The organism is Metallibacterium scheffleri, assembly GCF_002077135.1.
Taxonomy (GTDB): domain Bacteria; phylum Pseudomonadota; class Gammaproteobacteria; order Xanthomonadales; family Rhodanobacteraceae; genus Metallibacterium; species Metallibacterium scheffleri.
In genome coordinates this window covers 920,467-940,543 of the sequence record NZ_LDOS01000001.1, presented here as the reverse complement: position 1 = coordinate 940,543, position 20,077 = coordinate 920,467, and the positions used below count along the sequence as shown (strand labels likewise).

The following is a 20,077-nucleotide window of genomic DNA, read 5'->3' as shown; positions in this document are numbered from 1 at the left end:
GCCGCGCGGCCTGCGCGAAGGAATCCGGATGCTGACGTCAAGGCACGCCGTTGCTGCTGTGCACGTGCGTCAATACAGCACGCGGAAACGCAGGGTGTGCGGCACGGCGCGGATCGCATCCAGCAGTGACGGTGAGTAGTCGCGGTCGACGTCGGTGATTACATAGCCGACCTCGGCATCGGTCTTCAGATACTGGCCGAGGATATTGGCGCCGTGCGCGCTCAGCGCTTCGTTGATGCGCGCCAGCACGCCGGGCTGGTTGGCGTGCAGATGCACGAAGCGGTGCGCCTGTTCCTGTGGCGGCAGACGCAGCGGCGGCAGGTTGACCACGCCCTCGGTACTACCGCTGTCGATGTAGTCGATCAGGCGCTGGCCGACATAGCGGCCGATGTCGGCCTGCGCCTCCAGCGTGCTGCCGCCGATGTGCGGGGTCAGCAGCAAGCGCGGGTTCTCGCGCAGCGGATGGGCGAAGGCATCGCCGTTGCGCACGGGTTCCTCGGGGAACACATCCAGCGCCGCGCCGCGCAAGTGGCCCGAATCCAGCGCGGCCTTGAGCGCATCGAGGTCGACCACGTGCCCGCGCGCGAGGTTGAGGAACACGCTGCCCGCGCGCATGGCGGCGAACTCGGCGGCGCCGAACAGGTTGCGGTTGGATGCGCGCCCGTCCACGTGCACGCTGACCGCATCGCACTCGGCCAGCAGCGCGTGCAGGCCGGGCATGCGCTGCGCAGTGCCCAGCGCCAGACGCTCGGCCAGGTCGTGGTAGAGCACGCGCATGCCGCAGGCTTCGGCCAACACCGATAGCTGCATGCCGATGTTGCCGTAGCCGACGATGCCGAGTGTCTTGCCGCGCACTTCGCGCGCCGCGCCCACGGATTTGTCCCACACGCCCTGATCCATCTGCCGCAACTTCTCCGGCAGGCCGCGCAGCAGCAGGATGATCTCGGCGATGGCCAGCTCCACCACCGAGCGCGTGTTGCTGTAGGGCGCGTTGAACACGGCGATGCCGCGCCCGCGCGCGGCATCCAGATCGATCTGGTTGGTGCCGATGCAGAATGCGCCCACCGCGACCAGGCGCCTGGCCTGTGCCAAGGCCTTGGCGGTGAGCCGCGTCTTCGAGCGCAGGCCGAGCACGGCCACCTCGCCGATGCGCGCACACAGCGCCGCCTCATCCAGCGCGCCAGCCACGGTCTCGACGCTGTAGCCGGCGCGGGTGAACGCCTCCACCGCACTGGCGTGGATGTTTTCCAGCAACAGCACCTTGAGCCGGTTCTTGGGATAGGAATGCGCGCCACGCAGGCCAAGGTCGAACAGTACCTCGTCGAAATTCGGTGCCTCGTGTGCGGCGCGCGCCAGCACCGGTGCGCGGCGCACGTGCTCGGTATAGGCGTAGAAACGCTGCGCGAGGCCGGCCTCGGCCACTTCCAGATCGCTCCAGCCATCGCCGACCAGCACCACGGGCGCAGGCAGAGCGAGCGCGCGCACCAGCGCAACCTTGCCGCCGGCGTGCGCCAGCGGATTGCCTTCGACGCAACCCAGCAGCTGGCCTTGCGCATCGAATCGCAAACAATTGGCGTGCACATGGTCAGCGCGCAGACCGAGGCCTTCGATCACCGGCACAATGAGTTCCTCGAAGCCGCCGCTGAGCACGTGGATGCGTCCGGCGTTGGCCGCGAGAAATGCGCGATTGGCCAGGAACGAGGCGCTGAGCGCCTGCCGCAACCGTGCCACGATGGCCGGCAATTGCTCGCGGCGCAGGTCCAGCAGCCCCAGGCGCTCGCGCAGTCCAGCGCCGAAATCCATGCGCCCCTCCATCGCCGCGAGGGTGATCTCGCGGATGCGCGCGCGCTTGGCCACAGCATCCGCATCGTTGGCCAGACACTCCGCGGCCATCACCTCCAGCGACTCGGCACTGATCAGGGTACTGTCGAAGTCGAGCAGAAAAGTGTAGGACATGGCGGGGCTCCGGCAGGCAAAGCCCGCACCCTAGCGCAACCGATGTCGCGGCGCAGCATGAGATACGGAAGGCGTTTCCGCCCGCGGTTACCAAGCGTTACATCCCGCAACGCCGCGCGCCGCGCGCACCGGGCCATGGCGCCTAGAGTGAATGCCTGCCGCCGACGCCACCCCTGTGTCGCGTCCTCCCCCCTCCGGCCGCACACCGTCGGCGGCATCTTTTCCCGCTTCCTACTGGAGACACATCATGCAACTGCGCACATCGAAACTCACACTCGCATTGAGCGCGCTGCTGGCACTGGGCCTGGTCAGCGCCGGCGGTTATGCCCTCGCGGCGCCGCCAGCACCGGGCATGCAAGGTCCTGGCATGGCCGCCGCTCAAGGCCAATGGGGCCATGGCGCCTGGGCCCACGGCAAGCCCGGCCACGGCCGCGGCATGCAGGGCTGGATGCATCGGCCCGGCCCCGGCATGCAGGCGCGCTTTGCGGCCATGCGCGACATGCGCGTGCTGCAGCATTTGTATCTGGCGCAAGGACGACGTGGCGACGCCGAAGCCATGTATCACGACGTGCTGGCGCACACCCGGGACCCCGGCCTGCGCAATTTCGCCTATGGGCAACTGGCGCGTCTGCAGATGATGCCGACCGATACCGGAGCGGCCATCGCCACACTGCGCAAAGCACTCGACGAGAACCTGCAGCAGATCAAGCCGCCAGCGGCACCGGCATCCTGAGCCACATCCGCGCGACACGCGGCTGGCGCAGCAGCGTGCCGCGCGGCACCATCCACGACTTCCGCTGATTGAGTCCAGTCCGCCATGGCCGCCGCCCGCATCCTGCTCGCTGACGACGACCGCGAACTGTCAGAACTGCTGACGCGTTTTCTGGTGCGCGAGGGTTTCAGCGTCGAACCCGTGTTCGACGGCGAAGCCGCGCTGCGGCGCGCGCTCAGCGAGCCCTATGACGCGCTGGTACTGGACATCATGATGCCGGTTCGCTCCGGACTGGACGTACTGCGTGATCTGCGTGCCGCCACCACCCTGCCGGTGCTGATGCTGACCGCGCTGGGCGATGATGTGGACCGCATCCTCGGCCTGGAAATCGGTGCCGACGATTACCTCACCAAGCCCTGTAATCCGCACGAGCTGGCGGCACGCATTCGCGCCGTGCTGCGCCGCGCGCGGCGCGACGAGGGCGACAGTCCGCGCTTCGCCGACATGCATATCGGCGCGGTAGAGTTGCGCGTCGGACCGCGCACCGCGCTGCTGCATGGTCAAGCGCTCAATCTGACCACGTCCGAGTTCAACATCCTCGCGGTACTGATGCGCGAGGCCGGACGCGGCGTCAGCAAGGAGATGCTGGCCGAGGCTGCGCTGGGGCGCGCGCTGTCACCGTTCGATCGCAGCATCGACGTGCATATCTCGCGCCTGCGCCGCAAGCTGGGCAGCGCTGCGGACGGGCAATCGCGCGTCGCCACGCTGCATGGCTCGGGCTATCTGTTCCGACGCGTGAGCGAGTGACGTGGGCGGTCTTTACTGGCGCGTGTTCGGATTGTTCTGGCTGGCCCTGGTCATGGTCATGGTGGCCAGCGTCTGGATCACCTCGCGCGTGGTCGAGCGCGATCGCGAGATGCTGCCCAGCGCACACCAGCGCGCGCTGGCCGAGGATATCGCCGCGTCCGCCGCGCGCATGATCGGCAGCCACTCGATGCCCGAGGTGCAGCGCTGGCTGCGCACGCAAAGTGGTGGCCCGATCCGCGTGCGGATTCGCCCGCTGGCCGCCACGGCAACGCCGCATGCGCTGGCACTGCCGTCACCCATTCCGGGCTATGCCGCGCAGCGCACCGCCAGCGCCAGCGACGGTCGACGCTTTCTGGTAGACGTGCGCTGGGTGCGCCCGCCGCATCCACCCAGGCCGCCATTTCGCGCGTTCTGGCTCAGCTTCGTGCTGCTGGGTTTGCTGGTGAGCACCGTGGTGGCGCTGCTGCTGGCGCGGTACGTTGCGCTACCGCTCAAGCAGATCCGCGCCAGCGCGCGCCAATTCGCCGATGGCGATCTGGGCGCGCGTGTGGGCACGCTGCGCATGGGCCGCAGCCAGGAAATGGTGGCGCTGGGACGCGAGTTCGATCTGATGGCGGCGCGCATCGAACGCCTGATCCTGGACCACCGCCGCCTGATCGGCGATGTCGCCCACGAGCTGCGTTCGCCACTGGCGCGCATGGGCGTGGCGCTGGAACTGGGCCGTGGTGAAACCGAGGCCGATGAACGCGAGGCCAGCGCGGCACGCATCGCGCGCGAATTGGGGCGCATGGACCGGCTGATCGGCCAGGCACTGGATCTGTCGCGCCTGGAAAGCGGTGCGCACGGCGCGGCGGAAACCGGCGACTTCGGCGCGATCGTGACGGCACGGGTAGGCGACGCGCGCTTTGAAGCCAGCCAGCGCAAGCTGGATATCTCCCTGAACACACCGCCACCGCTGCCCGTCCACGGCGAGTTGGACCTGATCGCCAGCGCGGTGGAAAACGTGCTGCGCAATGCGCTGCGCTTCGCGCCCGAGGGCAGCACCGTCGAGGTGCAATTGACGCAAAGCGATCATGTTCACGGCCCTGCACGGGCGCTGCTGGCCATTCGCGATCGCGGCCCCGGGGTGCCCGAGTCGGACCTGGCGCATATCTTCGAGCCGTTTTATCGCAGCGCCGATACGCGCCAGCAATCCGGCTCCGGCAGCGGGCTGGGCTTGGCCATCGCGCGCAGCAGCATCTTGCGCGCCGGCGGCAGCATCAGCGCGCGCAACCGCGTCGGTGGCGGGCTGGAGCTGCTCATCGAACTGCCGTTGGCACGGACTTGAATCGACGCGGCAGTGCCCGGGCGACGGCGTGCTGTTGCGCTGGTCAAGACACCACTATCAATGGGCATTCAACAAGATGGATTTCCCAGCGAGCAGTGCTCCGATCGTTTGGCGCGTCTATCCCCGCGCACGCGGCGGGAAGCGCTTCTTATTGACAGCAAGCTGGTCATCCAGTGACTTCAGGCAGCGAAGCTGGCGCGCATTTTCTTCAGTGCACTGGCCTCGATCTGGCGGATGCGCTCGGCGGACACGCCGTATTCATCGGCCAGATCCTGCAGTGTTACCTTGCTGGCGTCATCCAGCCAGCGCCGGCGGATGATGTCCTGCGCGCGCGCATCCAGTTGCGTCATGGCGTTGCGCAAGCTGTCCAGATCACGATCTTCCTGATCGGCCTCGGCCACCGCGCGATAAGGATCGGCGGAGTGGTCTTCCAGATACGCGGCAGGGGACGGTGGTGCGTCGTCATCGGCATCGCCGGGGGCATCGAACGCCACGTCGTAATTGCTCAACCGCGCTTCCATTTCCAGCACGGTGGCCTCGGGCACACCCAGATCCTTGGCCACGGTACGCACTTCCTCGGCGTTCAACCAGCCCAGGCGTTTCTTGCTCTTGCGCAGGTTGAAGAACAGCTTGCGCTGCGCCTTGGTGGTGGCCACCTTGACGATGCGCCAGTTGCGCAGGATGTATTCGTGCATTTCGGCGCGGATCCAGTGCACGGCGAAGCTGACCAGACGCACCCCCATGTCCGGGTCGAAGCGCTTGACCGCCTTCATCAGGCCGATGTTGCCTTCCTGCACCAGATCACCCAGGGGCAGGCCGTAACCGGAATAGCCACGCGCCACGTGCACCACGAAGCGCAGATGCGCCACGACCAGTGCCTTGGCGGCATCGAGATTGCCTTGGTCGCGGAATTCGCGCGCCAATTGCTGCTCGTCCTCGACGCTGAGCATGGGAATGCGATGCACGGCGCCGATATAAGCATCAAGACTGCCCACCGGACTCGGCAAGGTCCAGGAACGCTTCGCCAGAGATTGACTCATGCGCTGATCCTCCATTTGGAAGCAATTTTAGCACTCGTTCATCGAGAGTGCTAAGGACGTAGACGGCTACCCGCAGCACGAGGTTTCCATCTGTTCAAACATGTACTGTACTGAATAGTACAGCAAATCGAGCCAAGGCGCTGTGACGGCACTTGCGGCACGCGGTCGCGGCCCACAGGAGCCGTTCAGGGGCTCAAGGCGGAGCACGCCGGCAGCGTCCAATCCAGCGGCGCAGCGCCGCGGCCGAGCTGATAGGCGTGGCACTGCGAAAAATGCGCGCAGCCAATGAACCCGCGGTGCGCCGACAGCGGCGAGGGATGCGGCGCCTTGAGCACTTTGTGGCGGCGCGCATCCACCAGCGCCCCCTTGGCCTGTGCGTAGCTGCCCCAGAGCATGAACACCAGGCCCTCGCGGCGTTCATTGAGCAGCGCCACAATGCGATCGGTGAATCCCTCCCAGCCCCTGCCCTGATGCGATCCGGCGCGTCCAGCCTCGACCGTCAGCACCGCGTTCAGCAGCAGCACGCCGCGCGCAGCCCAGGGCAGCAGGCACCCGTGATCCGGCGGGACGAAGCCCACATCGCGCTTGAGTTCGGCGTAGATGTTGACCAACGATGGCGGTATCGGCACACCAGGCCGCACCGAAAAACACAGCCCATGCGCCTGGCCGGGGCCGTGGTAAGGATCTTGACCAAGGATCACCACGCGCACGCGCTCGAATGGCGTGTGATCCAGCGCGCTGAAAATCTCCGCGCCGGGCGGATAGATCACTTTCCCGGCAGCCTTTTCGGCACGCAGGAAGGCCGCCAGGGCCAGCATCTCCGGGCGCTGAAAATAATCGCCCAGTTGCGCCTTCCAGCTCGCTTCGAGACGCGGCTCAGGCACGCTCAGGCCACCCCGGTGCGCTGGCGCAAGTGCTGCGACACACGCAACTGGAACAACAACTTGGTGATCAGCAGGCGCTCCTCGATGGGCTTTTGCACCAGATCGTTGGCGCCGGCTTTGAGCAGCGCGGCCTGGTTGCGCGCATTGTCATCGCCGGTCATCACCAGAATGGGCAAACGGCCCTTGCCGTAGCCGAACTCGCCGCGCACCCGCGCGATCAGATCCGCGCCGGACAGCGCACCCTTGAGGTTGACGTCGGTCAGCACGACATCGGCGCCGATGCGACCTTGCGCATGCGCGGTTTCCAGCAGTGCCAGCGCGTCCTCGGCGCTGATCGAGTGCAACACGGTAAGGCCGCATTTTTCCATCATGCGCCGCGTCGCCAGGGCCACCACGCGGCTGTCCTCGACGTAGAGCACCGCGCCGCTGGCCTTCTGCTCGGCGCGCACATAGCCGCGGATGAACGCGGCCAGGGCCGGAAAGCCCAGCGCCTTGTCGAAATAATCGGTGACGTCCTCGCCCAGCGCGCGCGCCTCCAGGCGTTCGGTGACATCGCCGGACACCACCACGATCGGCATGTACGCCTGCTGCACCTGCTGGCGCAGCGCGCGCGCCAGTTCCATGCCGTCCATGTCAGGCAGGCGCAAGGCCGTGGTCACGAAATCCACCGGCGCGCCAAGTACGGCCTGCAGCGCCTCGGCGCCACTGTCGCAGGACACCATGCTGACGCCAGGCAATTCCTTGAGCAGCAGTTGTTCGATCATGCGCCGCACCACGCGCGAGCCATCGACGACCATGACGCGCGGGGTGTCGCTCGGCAGGTGGCGGGCAATGCCGGTATGCATGCGGTTCTCGATCAATTGGGCGCGCCGGCGGCGAGATGACGCGCACTAGCCACCCGCGCGCCGAGCCAGCCCAGCATAGCCGCGCAGGCCAGCAGCACAACCAGCGGGGTCGCACGCAGCGCCGCGAAGCCCAGCCGCCCACCCCAAGAGGCATCGAGCTGCGCCGCCGGCGCTGCCAGCGCCAGCTCCAGCAGCAGCACCACGATCACTGCCACGGCACCGCTGAGCAGCCCCAGCCAGAACCCTGCATACAGATAGGGGCGGCGTACGAACGCCGCGCTGGCGCCGACCAGTTGCAACACGTGGATTTCATCGACACGGCTCTGGATGTCGCTGCGCACGCTGGCGCCGACGACCAGCACCGCGGCCAGCGCCAGTAGCGCACCCAGCACCTGCATCACGCGCCGGCCGAACCCGGTCAGCGCGTCCATGCGCGCACGCAGTGGGCCCTGATCCTGCACCAGCGCCACCGCGCTGTTGCCACGCAAGCGTGTCGCCAGCGCGCGCACCGCGGCGGGCGCAGCGGTAGCACGCGGACGCAGCACTAGCACCCACGGCAAGGGATTGTCCGGCAACGCCGCCAGCGCCGGACCAAAGCCCTGCAGCGCAGCCAGCTCGGACAGACCCGCGGCTGGGGATTTCAGTGTGACCGCGGCCACCGCGGGATCGGCGCGCAGCGTACGCGCCAAAGCCTCGGCCTGCGCCTGGGTTTGATCCTGCTTGAGGAACACGTTGAGTGCCTGCTGCGTGCCGAGTGCCTGACCCAGGCGATCGAGATTGATCTGCACCAGATAAAAACTCAGCGGCAGGGCCAGCGCCAGCCCCATCACCGCCACGGTCAGCGCGGTGCCCAACGGACGCTCGCGCAGGCGCAGCAGGCTTTGCCCCAGTGCCCAGCGGTGCGCGCGCCACCAGCGCGCCGGCGCGCCGCGTCGCGTCGCCGCCTGCTCGCGTGAATTCATGCGGCCACCTCGGTGGCGGGCACATCATCGACCAGGCGCCCGTGATCGAGCACCAGCACGCGCTTGCGGATGCGCTTGATCAGGACCAGATCATGCGTGGCCACCAGCACCGTGGTGCCGATCGCCTGAAACTCGGCGAACAGGCCCATGATCTCCACCGCCAGTTGCGGATCAAGATTGCCGGTGGGCTCGTCCGCCAGCAACACCGCCGGACGCGCGACGATGGCGCGCGCGATGCCGACGCGCTGCTGCTCGCCGGTGGACAAGCGCACCGGCAGGCGCTGTTCCATGCCGCCCAGTCCCACCTTCTCCAGTGCCGCGCGCGCGCGCTTTGCGCGCTCCTCGGCGGGTATGCCGGCTACCACTAGCGGCAACTCGACATTGGCTTGCACGCTGCGATCGAGCAGCAGGTGGTGATCCTGAAACACCATGCCGATCATGCGCCGGTGCTGGGCGATGCCACGCTGGCGCATTTGCGCCAGATTGCGTCCGGCCACGGTGACCGCGCCGTGGCTGGGGCGTTCCAGCAGGCCGATCAGCTTGAGCAGGGTGCTTTTGCCCGCGCCCGAATGGCCGGTGACAAAGGCCATCTCGGCTGGCGCCAGGGCAAAGCTCAGCGCTTCGAGCGCATTGGCGTTCCCCGGGTAGCGCTTGCTGACCTGTTCGAATCGGATCACGGGCTCAACGTCTCGCACGAGGCCGCAAAGCATACGGCATTGCGCGGCGGCGCCTGGCAGCTTGTCGAACTTTGCCCGGCCGCGCTGCGAATCCGTCGGCGCGGTCCCTCTCCGCCGCTTCTTGGCCCATGGAACCACCATGCGCCAGCGCAGCGTCGAAAATCCCGCGCACATCCAAATCCTCGCCGCGACCAGCTAAAGCCAGAAAGGCTGCTAGAGCTGACCGTGCGCAGACCTCGAGGAATGCTCGAGGTAAGCTCAGCGCTTGCGGAACAGCCGTGCGATGCGGCGCAGGAATCCCGGCTTGGGCGCATGCACGTGCGCCGCGCCTGGCTCACCGGAATGCGCAGCGGTGCGCGGCTCGTGGCGACGCATCGCGGGCACATGCGTACTGGCGGCACTGGGTGCGGCGGCAGCAACCGCAGCCTTGCTGGCCTCGACCTCGTGGCGGCGACCGCGACCACCACGGCGGCGGCGCTTGCGCGGCATCGCGTCACCCGCGACTGCGCCCGCTGCGGCCGCAGCCACGGGCGCCGGGGCTACGACAAGGGGCGTGGGCGCGATGGAACTTTCCGGCTTGGCGACACGCGGCGCGGCGCGCTGCTCGACGCTGCGTTCGGCGCGGCGCGGCGTGCTGCTGCGCGGCCCGCGTTGGCGCGTGCGTGGTGTACTGTTCTTGGTTGCGACGCCGACCCCGGCTGCGTCAGCCTCGCCCTCGGCATCGTCGCCGGCATGCGCGGCCATCTGCGCGGCGCTGCGGCGCGGCTTGGGCGCGATCAGCAATTCCGGCGACACCGTGGCGACAGGAATCTTCTGGCCGATGTAGGTCTCGATATCGGGCAGCGACACCGCGTACAAATCGCAGGCGAAGCTGACTGCATCGCCCGCGGCACCCAGACGCGCGGTGCGGCCGATGCGGTGCACATAATCCTCGGCGTCCTGCGGCAGGTCGTAATTGAAGACGTGGCTGACGCCCTCGATGTGCAAACCGCGCGCGGCCACATCGGTGGCAACCAGCGCCTCCAACTGGCCTTGCTGGAAACGCGCCAGCAGCTTTTCGCGCTTCTTCTGCGGCACGTCGCCGGACAGCGTGCCGGCGAGGATGCCCTGGCGCTGCAGACGCTCGGTCACGCGCTCGGCGGCGATCTTGGTGTTGACGAACACGATGCTGCGCGATGTATCGGCCTGCTGCAGCAGGTTCAGCAGCAGCGGGATTTTTTCTTCCTTGGCCGGAAAGTACACGCGCTGGCGCACGCGATCAGCGGTGATATGTTCGCTCTCCACCGCGAGTTTTTCCGGCTCGTTCATGTGCTCGTAGGCCAGTTCCAGCACGCGCTGGCTGAGCGTGGCCGAGAACAGCATGCTCTGGCGCTGCTCGCGCGGCGGCAGGCGGCGGAACAGGAAATAGATATCCTTGATGAAGCCCAGATCGAACATGCGATCGGCTTCGTCGACCACCATCGCATCGACGGCGCGCAGGGTGAATACCTGCTGCTTGAAGTAATCAATCAGACGTCCGGGCGTGGCGATGATCACGTCACAACCCGATTTCAGCAGCTCGCGCTGGCGGTCGTAATCGGTGCCGCCGTAGATCAATGCCAGACGCAGGCCGGTATGGCGGCCAATGGCGCGGGCGTCTTTTTCGATCTGGATGGCCAACTCGCGCGTCGGCGCCAGGATCAGCGCGCGCGGGTCTTCGGGCCGGCGCTCGGCCAGCGCCGGGCGCGTCAGCAGGCGGTTGAACACCGCGACCAGGAATGCCGCGGTCTTGCCAGTACCGGTTTGCGCCTGACCAGCGACATCACGTCCGGTCAACGCCACTGGCAGAGTCAGCGCCTGGATCGGCGTGCAGCGGGTGAAGCCGCAATCGGCCAGACCCTGCGCCAACGTGGGATGCAGATCGAACTGCTCGAAGAATGTATCAGTTAGGACTTGATCGGCCATGATCTGAACAATGAATGCGCGCGGGGACCGCCTTGAATCGCGCCCCGGATTGCGCTGGAATGGCGGCCTTCAGCCGCCTGCTGCTGGCCACGCAGGACGCGCGGCGCGGCGCAGTGTAGCCCAACGGCGGCATGAAAGCCGCTCAGGCATGATAATCCAGACACGCATGCTGTTCGCATGCACGCCGTGCGGGTTGAATTCCGCGCTGGCACCGCCATAGCGGTTGCAACATCTCGACACGCAATTCATCACCGCGCGCGCGCGCTTTTGTTTCATCACCCCTCCGGAGATTCCAGGTGAGCGACAACATCACCCACGTGACCGATAGCGATTTCGACGCCCAGGTCTTGCACGCCGCCACGCCCGTGCTGGTCGACTTCTGGGCGACGTGGTGCGGCCCCTGCCGCGCGATTGCCCCGACGCTCGAAGACATCGCCGCCGAGTATCAAGGCCGCATCAAGGTGGCCAAGGTCGACGTGGACAACAACCAGAAAACCGCCATCGCCTACAACATTCGCAGTATCCCGACGCTGATGCTGTTCAAGGACGGCAAGGTCGCCGGCACGCAGATGGGTGCGGTGCCCAAGTCGGCCATCGCCAAGTTCGTCGAGCAGGCGCTGTAACGCGCATTGGCAACAACGCGGCGGCGGCGGTGCGTGTACGGTATTGCCAATGCCTGGATGGACGCAGCGCGGCATGGGTGCTAGATTGGCTTCGCCTTGCGCGGCGAACCGCTGCGCCTTGCGCCTTGGGCGCACATTCTCCTTTTTCTCTTTCTCCCCGGCCCGCGAGGCCCGTTCGTGTCCGATACTGACGCCAAGACCCCCGACGAGGCCACGCGCCCGTCCGCGACTCCGGTCGCAGCCAATCCTTCCTCACCCGGCCCCGATGCCAGTGCGCCCGACAATGCGTCCGGCGCATCCGGTGCAGCGCCGCGCGAGGCGCGCGACAACAATCGTGATCGCCGCCATCGGCGCAATCGCAACGATCGTGAGCGCACCCGCAACTCGGGCGGCCGTGCACCCGGACCCGGTTTGCCGCGCGATGATTTCGACGAGGACGCCGAAGACAACACGCCGCGCGATCCGTCGCGGCTGATCAACCTCACCGAGCTGAAACGCAAACCCGCCGCCGCGCTGCTGGACTTCGCCGAAACCCTTGGCGTGCACGAGGGCGTGGCCCGCGCGCGCAAGCAGGATGTCATCTTCAACATCCTCAAGGCGCATGCGCGCAGCGGCGGCAGCATCTGGAGCGAAGGCGTGCTGGAGATCATGCAGGACGGCTACGGCTTCCTGCGCTCGGCCGACGAGTCCTACCTGGCCGGCCCCGACGATGTGTACGTGAGCCCCAGCCAGATCCGCCGCTACAACCTGCGCACCGGCGACTACATCACCGGCTTGGTGCGCCACCCGCGCGAAGGCGAGCGCTACTTCGCGCTGTCCAAGGTCGACGACATCAACGGCGAGCCGACCGAGGCGTCGAAGAACAAGTTCCTGTTCGAGAACCTCACCCCGCTGTTCCCGCGCAAGGCGTTCAAGCTCGAACGCGGCAACGGCTCCAGCGAGGACATCACCGGCCGTATCCTTGACCTGATCGCACCCGTCGGCAAGGGCCAGCGCGGCCTGATCGTGTCGCCGCCCAAGGCCGGCAAGACCATGATGCTGCAGAACGTGGCCCAGGCCATCGTGCACAACCACCCCGAGGCGCACCTGATCATCCTGCTGATCGACGAGCGTCCCGAGGAAGTCACCGAGATGCAACGCAGCGTGCGCGCCGAGGTGATCAGCTCGACCTTCGACGAGCCGGCCGTGCGCCACGTACAGGTCGCCGAGATGGTGATTGAGCGCGCCAAGCGCCTGGTCGAACACAAGAAGGACGTGGTCATCCTGCTCGACTCCATCACCCGCCTCGCGCGCGCCTACAACACCGTGGTGCCCAGCTCCGGCAAGGTGCTCACCGGCGGCGTCGATGCCAACGCGCTGCAACGGCCCAAGCGCTTCTTCGGTGCCGCGCGCAACGTCGAGGAGGGCGGCTCGCTGACCATCCTCGCCACCGCGCTGATCGACACCGGCAGCAAGATGGACGAGGTGATCTACGAGGAGTTCAAGGGTACCGGCAACGCCGAGATCCACCTCGACCGCCGCATCGGCGAGAAGCGCGTCTACCCGGCGATCAACATCAACCGCTCCGGCACGCGCCGCGAGGAACTGCTGATCGATGCCGACCTGCTGCAGAAGGTGTGGATCCTGCGCAAGCTGCTGCACCCGATGGACGAACTCGCGGCGATGGAGTTCATGCTCGAGAAGATGAAGAACACCAAGACCAACGACGAGTTCTTCGGCGCGATGAAGCGCGGCTGAGGCCGCGCATCCGCGGCTGCGCACGTCTCATCCCGCGTGCAACTCGGTTGCGACCAGTGGCTCCACTCGGCGAGCTTCTCCCTGTTCCCGCGCCAAACGCTCGGCGCGTCGGCACTCGCGCTGCAGATAATGATGCGCGATGCCGCGCCACTGGTAGGCCTGGCCGGCATTGGCGATGCCGAAGTGCTCGCGGATCGCGGCCACGGTCGGCGGCCCGCTGGGTTGACACGACCAACGGAACGGCGCGGCCTCCCTGGCCACTGCGGCTTGCGCCTGCAATGGCGCCGCACTCAGCGCGATCGCACTGAGCAACAGTGACGGCAGCAGTGTGTTTTTCATGGCGCTTCTCCACAAGCAGGACATGCACAGCGCGGCTGGAGCGCGGCCGGTGCGCCGCGTGCCCAGCCGCAACCACCAGCCAGTCCTGCGCATCAGTTACCCGACATCGCCACGACCGGTGGCGACGGATCGCGCACTGCCGCCATCGCCACCGTCTGTTGATGCGCAGTGCCCAAACGCGCCGCCAACTCGGGACTGATCCAGTCCGGCAGTCGCACGCGGCCTTCCTGCACCGCCTTGCGCAATTTGCGTTCGGACAGCGAATAGGTCATGAATTCGGGGAAGGCTGACGCATGGCCCAGCAGCATCTGCACCTGGCGCACGTGCAATCCCGACGCTTTGGCGATGGCATGCAGATCATCCTGCCCGCCGGCTTGCGCAAACGCGCCACCGCTCAGCAGCAGGGCCAGTGCGCCCGCCAGTACTTTCGCTTGAACTTGCATGATGGTGTCTCCTGTCGTGGGCGCCTGCGGGGCGCTGGCCGTGGAACTCCGCGGTTCCGAACGCCGCTGCGGTCATCTCCGGATGACATGACCTCGCTCGGCGCAGGTACGACCTTAGGCGGGTGCGGCCTGACGTTCTTGGGGATGGACACTCATTTTTGGCGCGCGCGGCACCTATTTTTCAGACGCCGAGGCGCTCGCGCCGGCCGCCTGCAGCAGCCAAGGCTCACCGTGCAGTCGCAGCAGCAACTCGGCGCGGTTGTCGACGCCGTACTTGGCGTAGACGCTGGCGATGTGGTGCTCGATGGTGCGCGGCGAGCGCGAGAGCTGCCGCGCGATCGCCTGATTGCCATGACCCGCGCAGAGCAGCTGGAGCACCTGCGCCTCGCGTCGCGTCAGCCCCAGCGGATGCGCGCGCGCGACGCTGTACGGTCCGCGCCGCGGGCGTGGCAGCGCGGATTCGACACCGCGTTCACGCGCCAGCCGGCGCAGGCAATCGATCAGCGCCTGCGCGCCGGTGGGCTGCAGCAGATGCATGGCGCGCAGCAGGGCTTCGCCCGCGCCCGCGCCGCGCACCTGCATGAGTGCGATTGCGGCCTCGCATGGCATGCCCAGTTGCAGCCAAGCCGCGGCCGCCGCCGCCATGTCACCACGCAACTCGGCGGCCCACGGCTCGGCGTGGGGGCGGTCTGCCAGCATGGCCAGTGGCATCTGCAACCGCCGGCGCCACACGGCCATCTCGCCGTATTCCCAAGGGTCGAGTCGCGCATCAATGGTCGCTTCCAGGGCCGAAAGTTGCGCGGCGCATGCTTCTGTGTCCTGCGCCAGCCATGCGGCTTCGATCAAGGCCAGGCGCGGCGGCACCGTGCGCTGCGGCTCGGCCATGGGCAGCGCTTGGTGCAGCGCCTCGTGCAGCACATCCGTTCCGCTGCCCTCACCGAGCCTTACCTGCGCCCTGCCCAGTACATACATGGCCGGCAGGCGCTCGACCACACTCAGCGTCGTCTTCGCGAGAATGCATCGCGCCATGGTCTCGGCTTCGTGCAGCCGCCCCTCTTCCAGGCGCAGTCGTGCCTGGCATCCGATCAGATAGTGGATCCAGACTTCCAGGTCATGACGGCGATCGAACGCGATGCCCTCCGCAAGCACGCGCTCGGCCTGGGCAAAATCCTTGCACTCCACCGCATGCTCGCCGAGATTGGTATACGCACGCGCGGCGTGCTCGTGATACCCGTGCATCAACGCCAACTGCAAACTGTGTTCGAGCTTTGCCTGCCCCCCAGGGTCGCTGTTGGTATCCGACAATTGGGCAATGCCAATATTGTTGAGTGCATGCACGCGCGTTTCGATGTCGCCGACCTGCTCAGCCAGGGCGAGTGCGCGCGCTCCCCATTCAATGGCCAATGCGAAGCGATTGTGCAACATGTGCAATTGCGAACGCACGCTGTAGGCCATCGCCAGTTCGGCGCTGGCGGGCAACGCTTCCAGCTCGCGCACCGCCGCGTCGGCGTACGCCTCGGCCTGCCGCCCCTCACCGCGATACCAGTGCAGGCGCGACAGCCAGCGCAGGTTGTGCCCCACCTTGTCGGCACGCCCGAGCCCACGCCACAACGCGATAGCCTGGTGCCGCGCCGCGATCACCGCGTCGTCGATGCACGCCGACAGCCCAGCTTCATAGGCCCAGTCCTGATAAAGCTGGGCGGCCAATGCCGCAGGTGCCTGCGCCACGAAACGCAGGGCCATCTGCAGTTGCTGCGCCGCCTGTCGATGCGCGCCCAGTGCCGCCGCCTCGGCGGCGGCGCGCGGCGCCAGCGCCAATACACGTTGGACATCCGCGGCCGCGCCGGCGTGATGCGCCAACTGCGCCAGGGACGCATGAACCATCGGCGCGTGCCGCTCGAGCAGGGCCAGCACATGCGCATGCAGGTGGCGCTGCTCCTCGGGCGCCAGTTGCGCCAGCACCGCCTGGCGTGCCAGCTCGTGCCGAAACGCCAGCGCGCCCGCTGCATCGCGCACCAGGATGCCGCGCGCGATGCAGCGCTCGGCCGCGGCCACATCCTCGGCGCGCAGCGCGGTCCACAGCGCACGCTCCACGGCGCCTGGAACCACGCTGATCAGATCGAGCATCCAGCGCTCCTGCGCATCCAGTCGCGCCAGCCGCGCCCACACCGCATCGCGCACGGTGACCGGCAACGCGGCTCCGGCAATGTCTGACGCCGCCAGCACTTCGGTCACGAAAAACGGATTGCCGGCGGTGACGCGATGCAACGCGTCGCCATCGCCACCAACCTGCTGCGCCAACATGGCGACCGCGGCAGCGGAAAGCGGCGCCAGATCGATGCGCGACAGCGCGGCCGCGGGGAGATCACCGGGCAGACGCGCCAAGGGGTGATCGGGTGCCACCTCGTCGCTGCGCAGGCTCAGGATCAGCAGCGCCGGCAGCGCCGGCAGGCGGCGCCCCAGGTAGCGGATCAGATCGAGCGTGGCCGCATCAGCCCAGTGCACGTCCTCGAAAATCAGCACGCTCGGCGCCGGCGCATGCTGCAGACTCTCGAGCAGCCTGGCGAAGACGCGCGGCGGCGGCGCACCCGCGTCGATCAGCGCCGCCAGCTCACCGTCCAGCAGCGTCGCCATGTCCTGCAGCGGCCCCAGCGGACGCGGCGCGGACAACGGCTCGCAGTAGCCCCACAGCACGCGCCGCGCGCGATGCTGCTGCGCGAATGCGCGCAACAGCTCGGTTTTGCCGATGCCCGCCTCGCCCATCACCATCACGGTGCCGCCCTGCCCCTCCGCGGCGCGCCGGGCGAGACGCGTCAATTCCATCAACGGGCCTTCGCGCTCCAGCAGCATGATGTCCCCATTCGCGTATTACGGAATGAATACATACTGCACGATGCGGCAGCATAGCGCCGCATCGGCGCTGCCGCGAGGCTGCGCCGGGCGCCGCGCCTGCTAGCATCGCCGCCTTGCGCGTGTATCAGGCACGCAACAGCATCCGGAGTCACCATGCGCTGGATCCAGGCCCTCACCCGCCACAAGAGCATCACGCAGTTGCAGCAGGAAGCCGGCTCGCGCGGCGATCTGCGCCGCGTGCTGGGCATCTGGCAGCTCACCGCGATCGGCATCGGCGGCATCATCGGCGTGGGCATCTTCGTACTGGCCGGACAGCAGGCGGCGGTCAACGCCGGGCCGGCGATCTTCATCTCGTTCCTGATCGCCGGCGTGGCCAGCGCGGCGGCGGCGCTGTGCTACGCCGAGTTCGCCGGGCTGATTCCGGTGACCGGCAGCGCCTACACCTACGGCTACGCGGTGCTCGGCGAGTTCGTGGCCTGGATCATCGGCTGGGATCTGCTGCTGGAGTACGCGTTGATCGTGGCGGTGGTGGCGATCGGCTGGTCGGGCTACGTGCAGGCGCTGCTGGGCGCGGCCGGCGTGCATCTGCCGGACTGGGCGCAGGGCGCGGTGAGCAACGACACCCTGGCGTATTACTGGGACCGCGCGGCGATGTGGGTGGGTTTCACCATCGACCATCCGGCGCCGGCGCCGCACGGCGGCCATGTGTTCAACCTGATCGCGGCACTGGTGTCGCTGGGCATCGCCGGATTGCTGACCATCGGCACGGAGTGGGGCGCGCGGTTCAACACGGCGGTGGTGGCGATCAAGGTCATCGGCGTGGCGCTGGTGATCGTGGCCGGCATCTATTACGTGAACCCGGCCAACTGGCATCCGTTCGTGCCGCCGCGCGTGGTGGTCGATGGCGTCGGCCACTTCGGCTGGCAGGGCGTGCTGGCCGCGGCCAGCGTGGTGTTTTTCGCGGTGTTCGGCTACGACACGCTGACCACCGCAGCCGAGGAATCACGCGATCCGCAACGCGATCTGCCGCGCGCGGTGCTGCTCAGCCTGGGCATCTCGATGGCTTTGTATCTGGCGATTTCGCTGGTGCTCACGGGCATGGTGCCTTACCCCGAGCTCAACAGCGACGCGCCGGTGGCCAGCGCGTTCGCCGCGGTGGGCGCGCACTGGGTGATGGTGGCGATTTCGATCGCCGCCGTCGCCGGCATCACCAGCGTGCTGTTCGCCTTCATGCTGGCCGCGGCGCGCATCTGGTTCGCGCTGGCGCGCGACGGCCTGCTGCCCGGATGGTTCGCCAAGCCGCATCCGCGCTGGCATACACCGTACCGGCCAACACTGATCCTGGGTGCGGGAACGGCGCTACTGGCGGGTTTCCTGCCGATCGGCGAGCTGGCCGAAATGGTCAACATCGGCACGCTCAGCGCATTCATCATCATCTGCACCGCGATCATCGTGCTGCGCGTGCGCCAACCCGATCTGCCGCGTCGTTTCCGCACGCCGTGGGTGCCCTGGGTGCCGCTGATCGGCATCGCGTTTTCCATTGCGCTGATCTGGGGGCTGCAGGCGGTGACCTACTGGCGCTTCATCATCTGGATGCTGATCGGATTCTGGATTTATTTCGGCTACGGCATACGCCACAGCGCGCTGGCGGACGCACGCTAGCCGTCGCCAGGGACGCGAAGATCGCCGGGGAAACCCGGAACGGCGCAGACGTGCGGCGCAAACGGGACTTCGGGCGGCCATGCAATCAATCCTCGCGTCTTGGCGTCCTGCGCGAACCCCGGCACTGGATGGTGCTCAGCTCACCACCTCGACGCGGTTGCGCCCGTTGCGCTTGGCCGCCGACAGCGCCTGATCGGCGCGTGCCAACAGGGGTTCGAGGCCGGTTTCGTCCTGGCGCGCGGCGGCACCCACGCTGATGCTGAGCGCGCGCCCCTGGCTGCGCTCTGCCGCCACCGCATGGCGCAGACGCTCGCCGGCGAGGCGTGCGGCGGCCAGCTCCAGTCCGGGCAGCAGTACCGCGAACTCTTCGCCACCGATGCGCCCGATCAGATCGTCGCCGCGCAGGTTCTCGCGCAGGATGCGGCCCATGCTCGCCAGCGCGGCATCGCCGGCGGCGTGGCCATGCGCGTCGTTGAGCTGCTTGAAGTGGTCGGCGTCCACGTACAGCACCGCCAGCGGCGCGCCACGATCGATGGCCGCGACCAGCAGATGTCGCGCATCTTCCAGAAAGCGCGCGCGCGTAGCCACGCCGGTCAGCTGGTCGACATCAGCGCGCAGGCGCAATTGCCGCTCGAGTTCCAGATGCTGGCGGATCAGGCGCACCTGGTAACCATTGAGCACCGCAGCCACGACCAGCGCGATCACCATGTAGTTCAGATACTGGAACAGCTCCCAGCGTCCTGCTGGTTCCAGCACCAGCAGCGGCAACGGCCCGAGCAGGGCGCAAATCACCGCGGCGGCAACGAAGTAGCGGCGCTTGAGCCAGATCGGACTCGCCGCGATCGGTACCACGACATAGGCCGGCAGGATCCACGCCAGTCCCTCGGGGCGCGCGTAACCGTTGAGGAAGATGCCGAGTTCGAGCCAGGACAACGCGGCCAAGCCCAGGGCGCCGTAATGACGCGGCGCGCGGTGCACCTGCCCGAGCACGACCAACAATACCAGTGGCAGGCCAGGCGCCAGACGCAGCCAGAACGGCACCCCGGAGTGCCCGGTGATCTGTCCGCCCAGCACAAAACTCAGATAACCACCCAGGGCGGTCCACAGCAAGGCACGCACCACCGGACCAAGGCGGCGTTCGAGCGCCTGCTCGAATGCGCTCGCTGCGAGCATCGGCGCCGGCGGATCGTTGCTGGCAGGTGGAGGGCTGGTGCGCACGTGGAGGTTCGCTTGGATTGGATTCGAGTCGGGGGTGGTCCAGCAAGT

At 67.5% G+C, this 20,077-nt stretch carries 18 protein-coding genes and 1 pseudogene; 6 read left to right on the top strand and 13 right to left on the bottom strand.

Annotation, left to right across the window (positions count from 1 at the left end):
* Window positions 1–69: 69 nt before the first annotated feature.
* A complete protein-coding gene (gene serA / locus Mschef_RS04170; protein WP_425480078.1) occupies window positions 70–1,299 on the bottom strand; it encodes a phosphoglycerate dehydrogenase in 1,230 nt (409 codons plus the stop codon).
* 126 nt (window positions 1,300–1,425) lie between these two features.
* Window positions 1,426–1,956: pseudogene (locus tag Mschef_RS18360) on the bottom strand (HAD family hydrolase); the annotation flags it as partial.
* Between the two features lie 247 nt (window positions 1,957–2,203).
* On the opposite strand from Mschef_RS18360, the gene Mschef_RS04165 reads away from it, so the two are divergent.
* The 3 genes from Mschef_RS04165 (at window position 2,204) to Mschef_RS04155 (ending at window position 4,802) form a co-directional block, all read left to right on the top strand.
* Entirely contained in the window at window positions 2,204–2,689 is a 486-nt protein-coding gene (locus tag Mschef_RS04165; protein WP_081126539.1) for a YfgM family protein, read from the top strand.
* An 84-nt stretch (window positions 2,690–2,773) separates the two neighbouring features.
* The gene (locus Mschef_RS04160; protein ID WP_081126538.1) at window positions 2,774–3,475 is read left to right on the top strand and encodes a response regulator transcription factor; all 702 of its coding nucleotides are present in this window, start codon (window positions 2,774–2,776) and stop codon (window positions 3,473–3,475) included.
* A 1-nt stretch (window position 3,476) separates the two neighbouring features.
* Window positions 3,477–4,802 carry a sensor histidine kinase gene (locus tag Mschef_RS04155; RefSeq protein ID WP_081126537.1) on the top strand — a complete coding sequence of 442 codons (1,326 nt, stop codon included), beginning with the start codon at window positions 3,477–3,479 and terminating at the stop codon, window positions 4,800–4,802.
* Window positions 4,803–4,981: 179 nt separating this feature from the next.
* Here Mschef_RS04155 and rpoH read toward each other — a convergent pair whose 3' ends face one another.
* The 7 genes from rpoH to Mschef_RS17080 form a co-directional block, all read right to left on the bottom strand.
* Entirely contained in the window at window positions 4,982–5,842 is an 861-nt protein-coding gene (rpoH, locus tag Mschef_RS04150; protein WP_136256329.1) for an RNA polymerase sigma factor RpoH, read from the bottom strand.
* Window positions 5,843–6,027: 185 nt separating this feature from the next.
* Window positions 6,028–6,726 carry a uracil-DNA glycosylase gene (gene ung / locus Mschef_RS04145; RefSeq protein WP_242426441.1) on the bottom strand — a complete coding sequence of 233 codons (699 nt, stop codon included), beginning with the start codon at window positions 6,724–6,726 and terminating at the stop codon, window positions 6,028–6,030.
* A 2-nt stretch (window positions 6,727–6,728) separates the two neighbouring features.
* On the bottom strand, window positions 6,729–7,571 hold the full coding sequence (locus tag Mschef_RS04140; protein WP_081126836.1) for a response regulator: 843 nt from the start codon (window positions 7,569–7,571) through the stop codon (window positions 6,729–6,731).
* Window positions 7,572–7,582: 11 nt separating this feature from the next.
* A complete protein-coding gene (locus Mschef_RS04135; RefSeq protein WP_081126534.1) occupies window positions 7,583–8,533 on the bottom strand; it encodes a cell division protein FtsX in 951 nt (316 codons plus the stop codon).
* On the bottom strand, window positions 8,530–9,243 hold the full coding sequence (locus Mschef_RS04130) for a cell division ATP-binding protein FtsE (RefSeq protein WP_176212397.1): 714 nt from the start codon (window positions 9,241–9,243) through the stop codon (window positions 8,530–8,532). The genes Mschef_RS04135 and Mschef_RS04130 overlap by 4 nt, the downstream gene beginning before the upstream one ends.
* Before the next feature lie 225 nt (window positions 9,244–9,468).
* Entirely contained in the window at window positions 9,469–11,154 is a 1,686-nt protein-coding gene (locus tag Mschef_RS04125) for a DEAD/DEAH box helicase (protein WP_081126532.1), read from the bottom strand.
* 69 nt (window positions 11,155–11,223) lie between these two features.
* Window positions 11,224–11,430, bottom strand: coding sequence for a hypothetical protein (locus Mschef_RS17080; protein ID WP_136256328.1), 207 nt, complete (start codon window positions 11,428–11,430; stop codon window positions 11,224–11,226).
* Between the two features lie 20 nt (window positions 11,431–11,450).
* Between Mschef_RS17080 and trxA the strand changes: the two genes are divergently transcribed.
* The gene (gene trxA / locus Mschef_RS04120) at window positions 11,451–11,777 is read left to right on the top strand and encodes a thioredoxin (protein WP_081126531.1); all 327 of its coding nucleotides are present in this window, start codon (window positions 11,451–11,453) and stop codon (window positions 11,775–11,777) included.
* Window positions 11,778–11,954: 177 nt separating this feature from the next.
* Complete coding sequence (gene rho, locus Mschef_RS04115; protein ID WP_242426440.1) at window positions 11,955–13,514, top strand: transcription termination factor Rho; 1,560 nt, start codon at window positions 11,955–11,957, stop codon at window positions 13,512–13,514.
* A gap of 27 nt (window positions 13,515–13,541) precedes the next feature.
* On the opposite strand, the gene Mschef_RS04110 is transcribed toward rho, so the two are convergent.
* The 3 genes from Mschef_RS04110 to Mschef_RS04100 all read right to left on the bottom strand — a co-directional run bounded on the left by Mschef_RS04110 (window position 13,542) and on the right by Mschef_RS04100 (window position 17,146).
* Window positions 13,542–13,853: a hypothetical protein gene (locus Mschef_RS04110; protein ID WP_081126530.1), complete on the bottom strand. Its 312-nt coding sequence runs from the start codon at window positions 13,851–13,853 to the stop codon at window positions 13,542–13,544.
* Window positions 13,854–13,945: 92 nt separating this feature from the next.
* Window positions 13,946–14,296, bottom strand: coding sequence for a hypothetical protein (locus Mschef_RS04105; RefSeq protein ID WP_081126529.1), 351 nt, complete (start codon window positions 14,294–14,296; stop codon window positions 13,946–13,948).
* Between the two features lie 174 nt (window positions 14,297–14,470).
* On the bottom strand, window positions 14,471–17,146 hold the full coding sequence (locus Mschef_RS04100; RefSeq protein ID WP_081126528.1) for an ATP-binding protein: 2,676 nt from the start codon (window positions 17,144–17,146) through the stop codon (window positions 14,471–14,473).
* 156 nt (window positions 17,147–17,302) lie between these two features.
* Here Mschef_RS04100 and Mschef_RS04095 point away from each other — a divergent pair, with 156 nt between their 5' ends.
* Entirely contained in the window at window positions 17,303–18,811 is a 1,509-nt protein-coding gene (locus tag Mschef_RS04095; RefSeq protein ID WP_081126527.1) for an amino acid permease, read from the top strand.
* A gap of 135 nt (window positions 18,812–18,946) precedes the next feature.
* Here the strand turns inward: Mschef_RS04095 and Mschef_RS04090 are convergent, their stop codons facing one another.
* The gene (locus tag Mschef_RS04090; protein ID WP_168708870.1) at window positions 18,947–20,029 is read right to left on the bottom strand and encodes a GGDEF domain-containing protein; all 1,083 of its coding nucleotides are present in this window, start codon (window positions 20,027–20,029) and stop codon (window positions 18,947–18,949) included.
* Window positions 20,030–20,077 lie beyond the last annotated feature (48 nt).

Bases quoted from the DNA above. Each gene is read 5' to 3' on its own strand.
- Mschef_RS04105 (WP_081126529.1), bottom strand. From the start codon at position 14,296: ATGCAAGTTCAAGCGAAAGTACTGGCGGGCGCACTGGCCCTGCTGCTG.
- Mschef_RS04095 (WP_081126527.1), top strand. From the start codon at position 17,303: ATGCGCTGGATCCAGGCCCTCACCCGCCACAAGAGCATCACGCAGTTG.
- Mschef_RS04110 (WP_081126530.1), bottom strand. From the start codon at position 13,853: ATGAAAAACACACTGCTGCCGTCACTGTTGCTCAGTGCGATCGCGCTG.
- Mschef_RS04135 (WP_081126534.1), bottom strand. From the start codon at position 8,533: ATGAATTCACGCGAGCAGGCGGCGACGCGACGCGGCGCGCCGGCGCGC.
- Mschef_RS04160 (WP_081126538.1), top strand. From the start codon at position 2,774: ATGGCCGCCGCCCGCATCCTGCTCGCTGACGACGACCGCGAACTGTCA.
- rpoH (WP_136256329.1), bottom strand. From the start codon at position 5,842: ATGAGTCAATCTCTGGCGAAGCGTTCCTGGACCTTGCCGAGTCCGGTG.
- Mschef_RS04140 (WP_081126836.1), bottom strand. From the start codon at position 7,571: ATGCATACCGGCATTGCCCGCCACCTGCCGAGCGACACCCCGCGCGTC.
- Mschef_RS04130 (WP_176212397.1), bottom strand. From the start codon at position 9,243: ATGCTTTGCGGCCTCGTGCGAGACGTTGAGCCCGTGATCCGATTCGAA.
- Mschef_RS04100 (WP_081126528.1), bottom strand. From the start codon at position 17,146: ATGCTGCTGGAGCGCGAAGGCCCGTTGATGGAATTGACGCGTCTCGCC.
- Mschef_RS04165 (WP_081126539.1), top strand. From the start codon at position 2,204: ATGCAACTGCGCACATCGAAACTCACACTCGCATTGAGCGCGCTGCTG.
- Mschef_RS17080 (WP_136256328.1), bottom strand. From the start codon at position 11,430: ATGAAACAAAAGCGCGCGCGCGCGGTGATGAATTGCGTGTCGAGATGT.
- Mschef_RS04125 (WP_081126532.1), bottom strand. From the start codon at position 11,154: ATGGCCGATCAAGTCCTAACTGATACATTCTTCGAGCAGTTCGATCTG.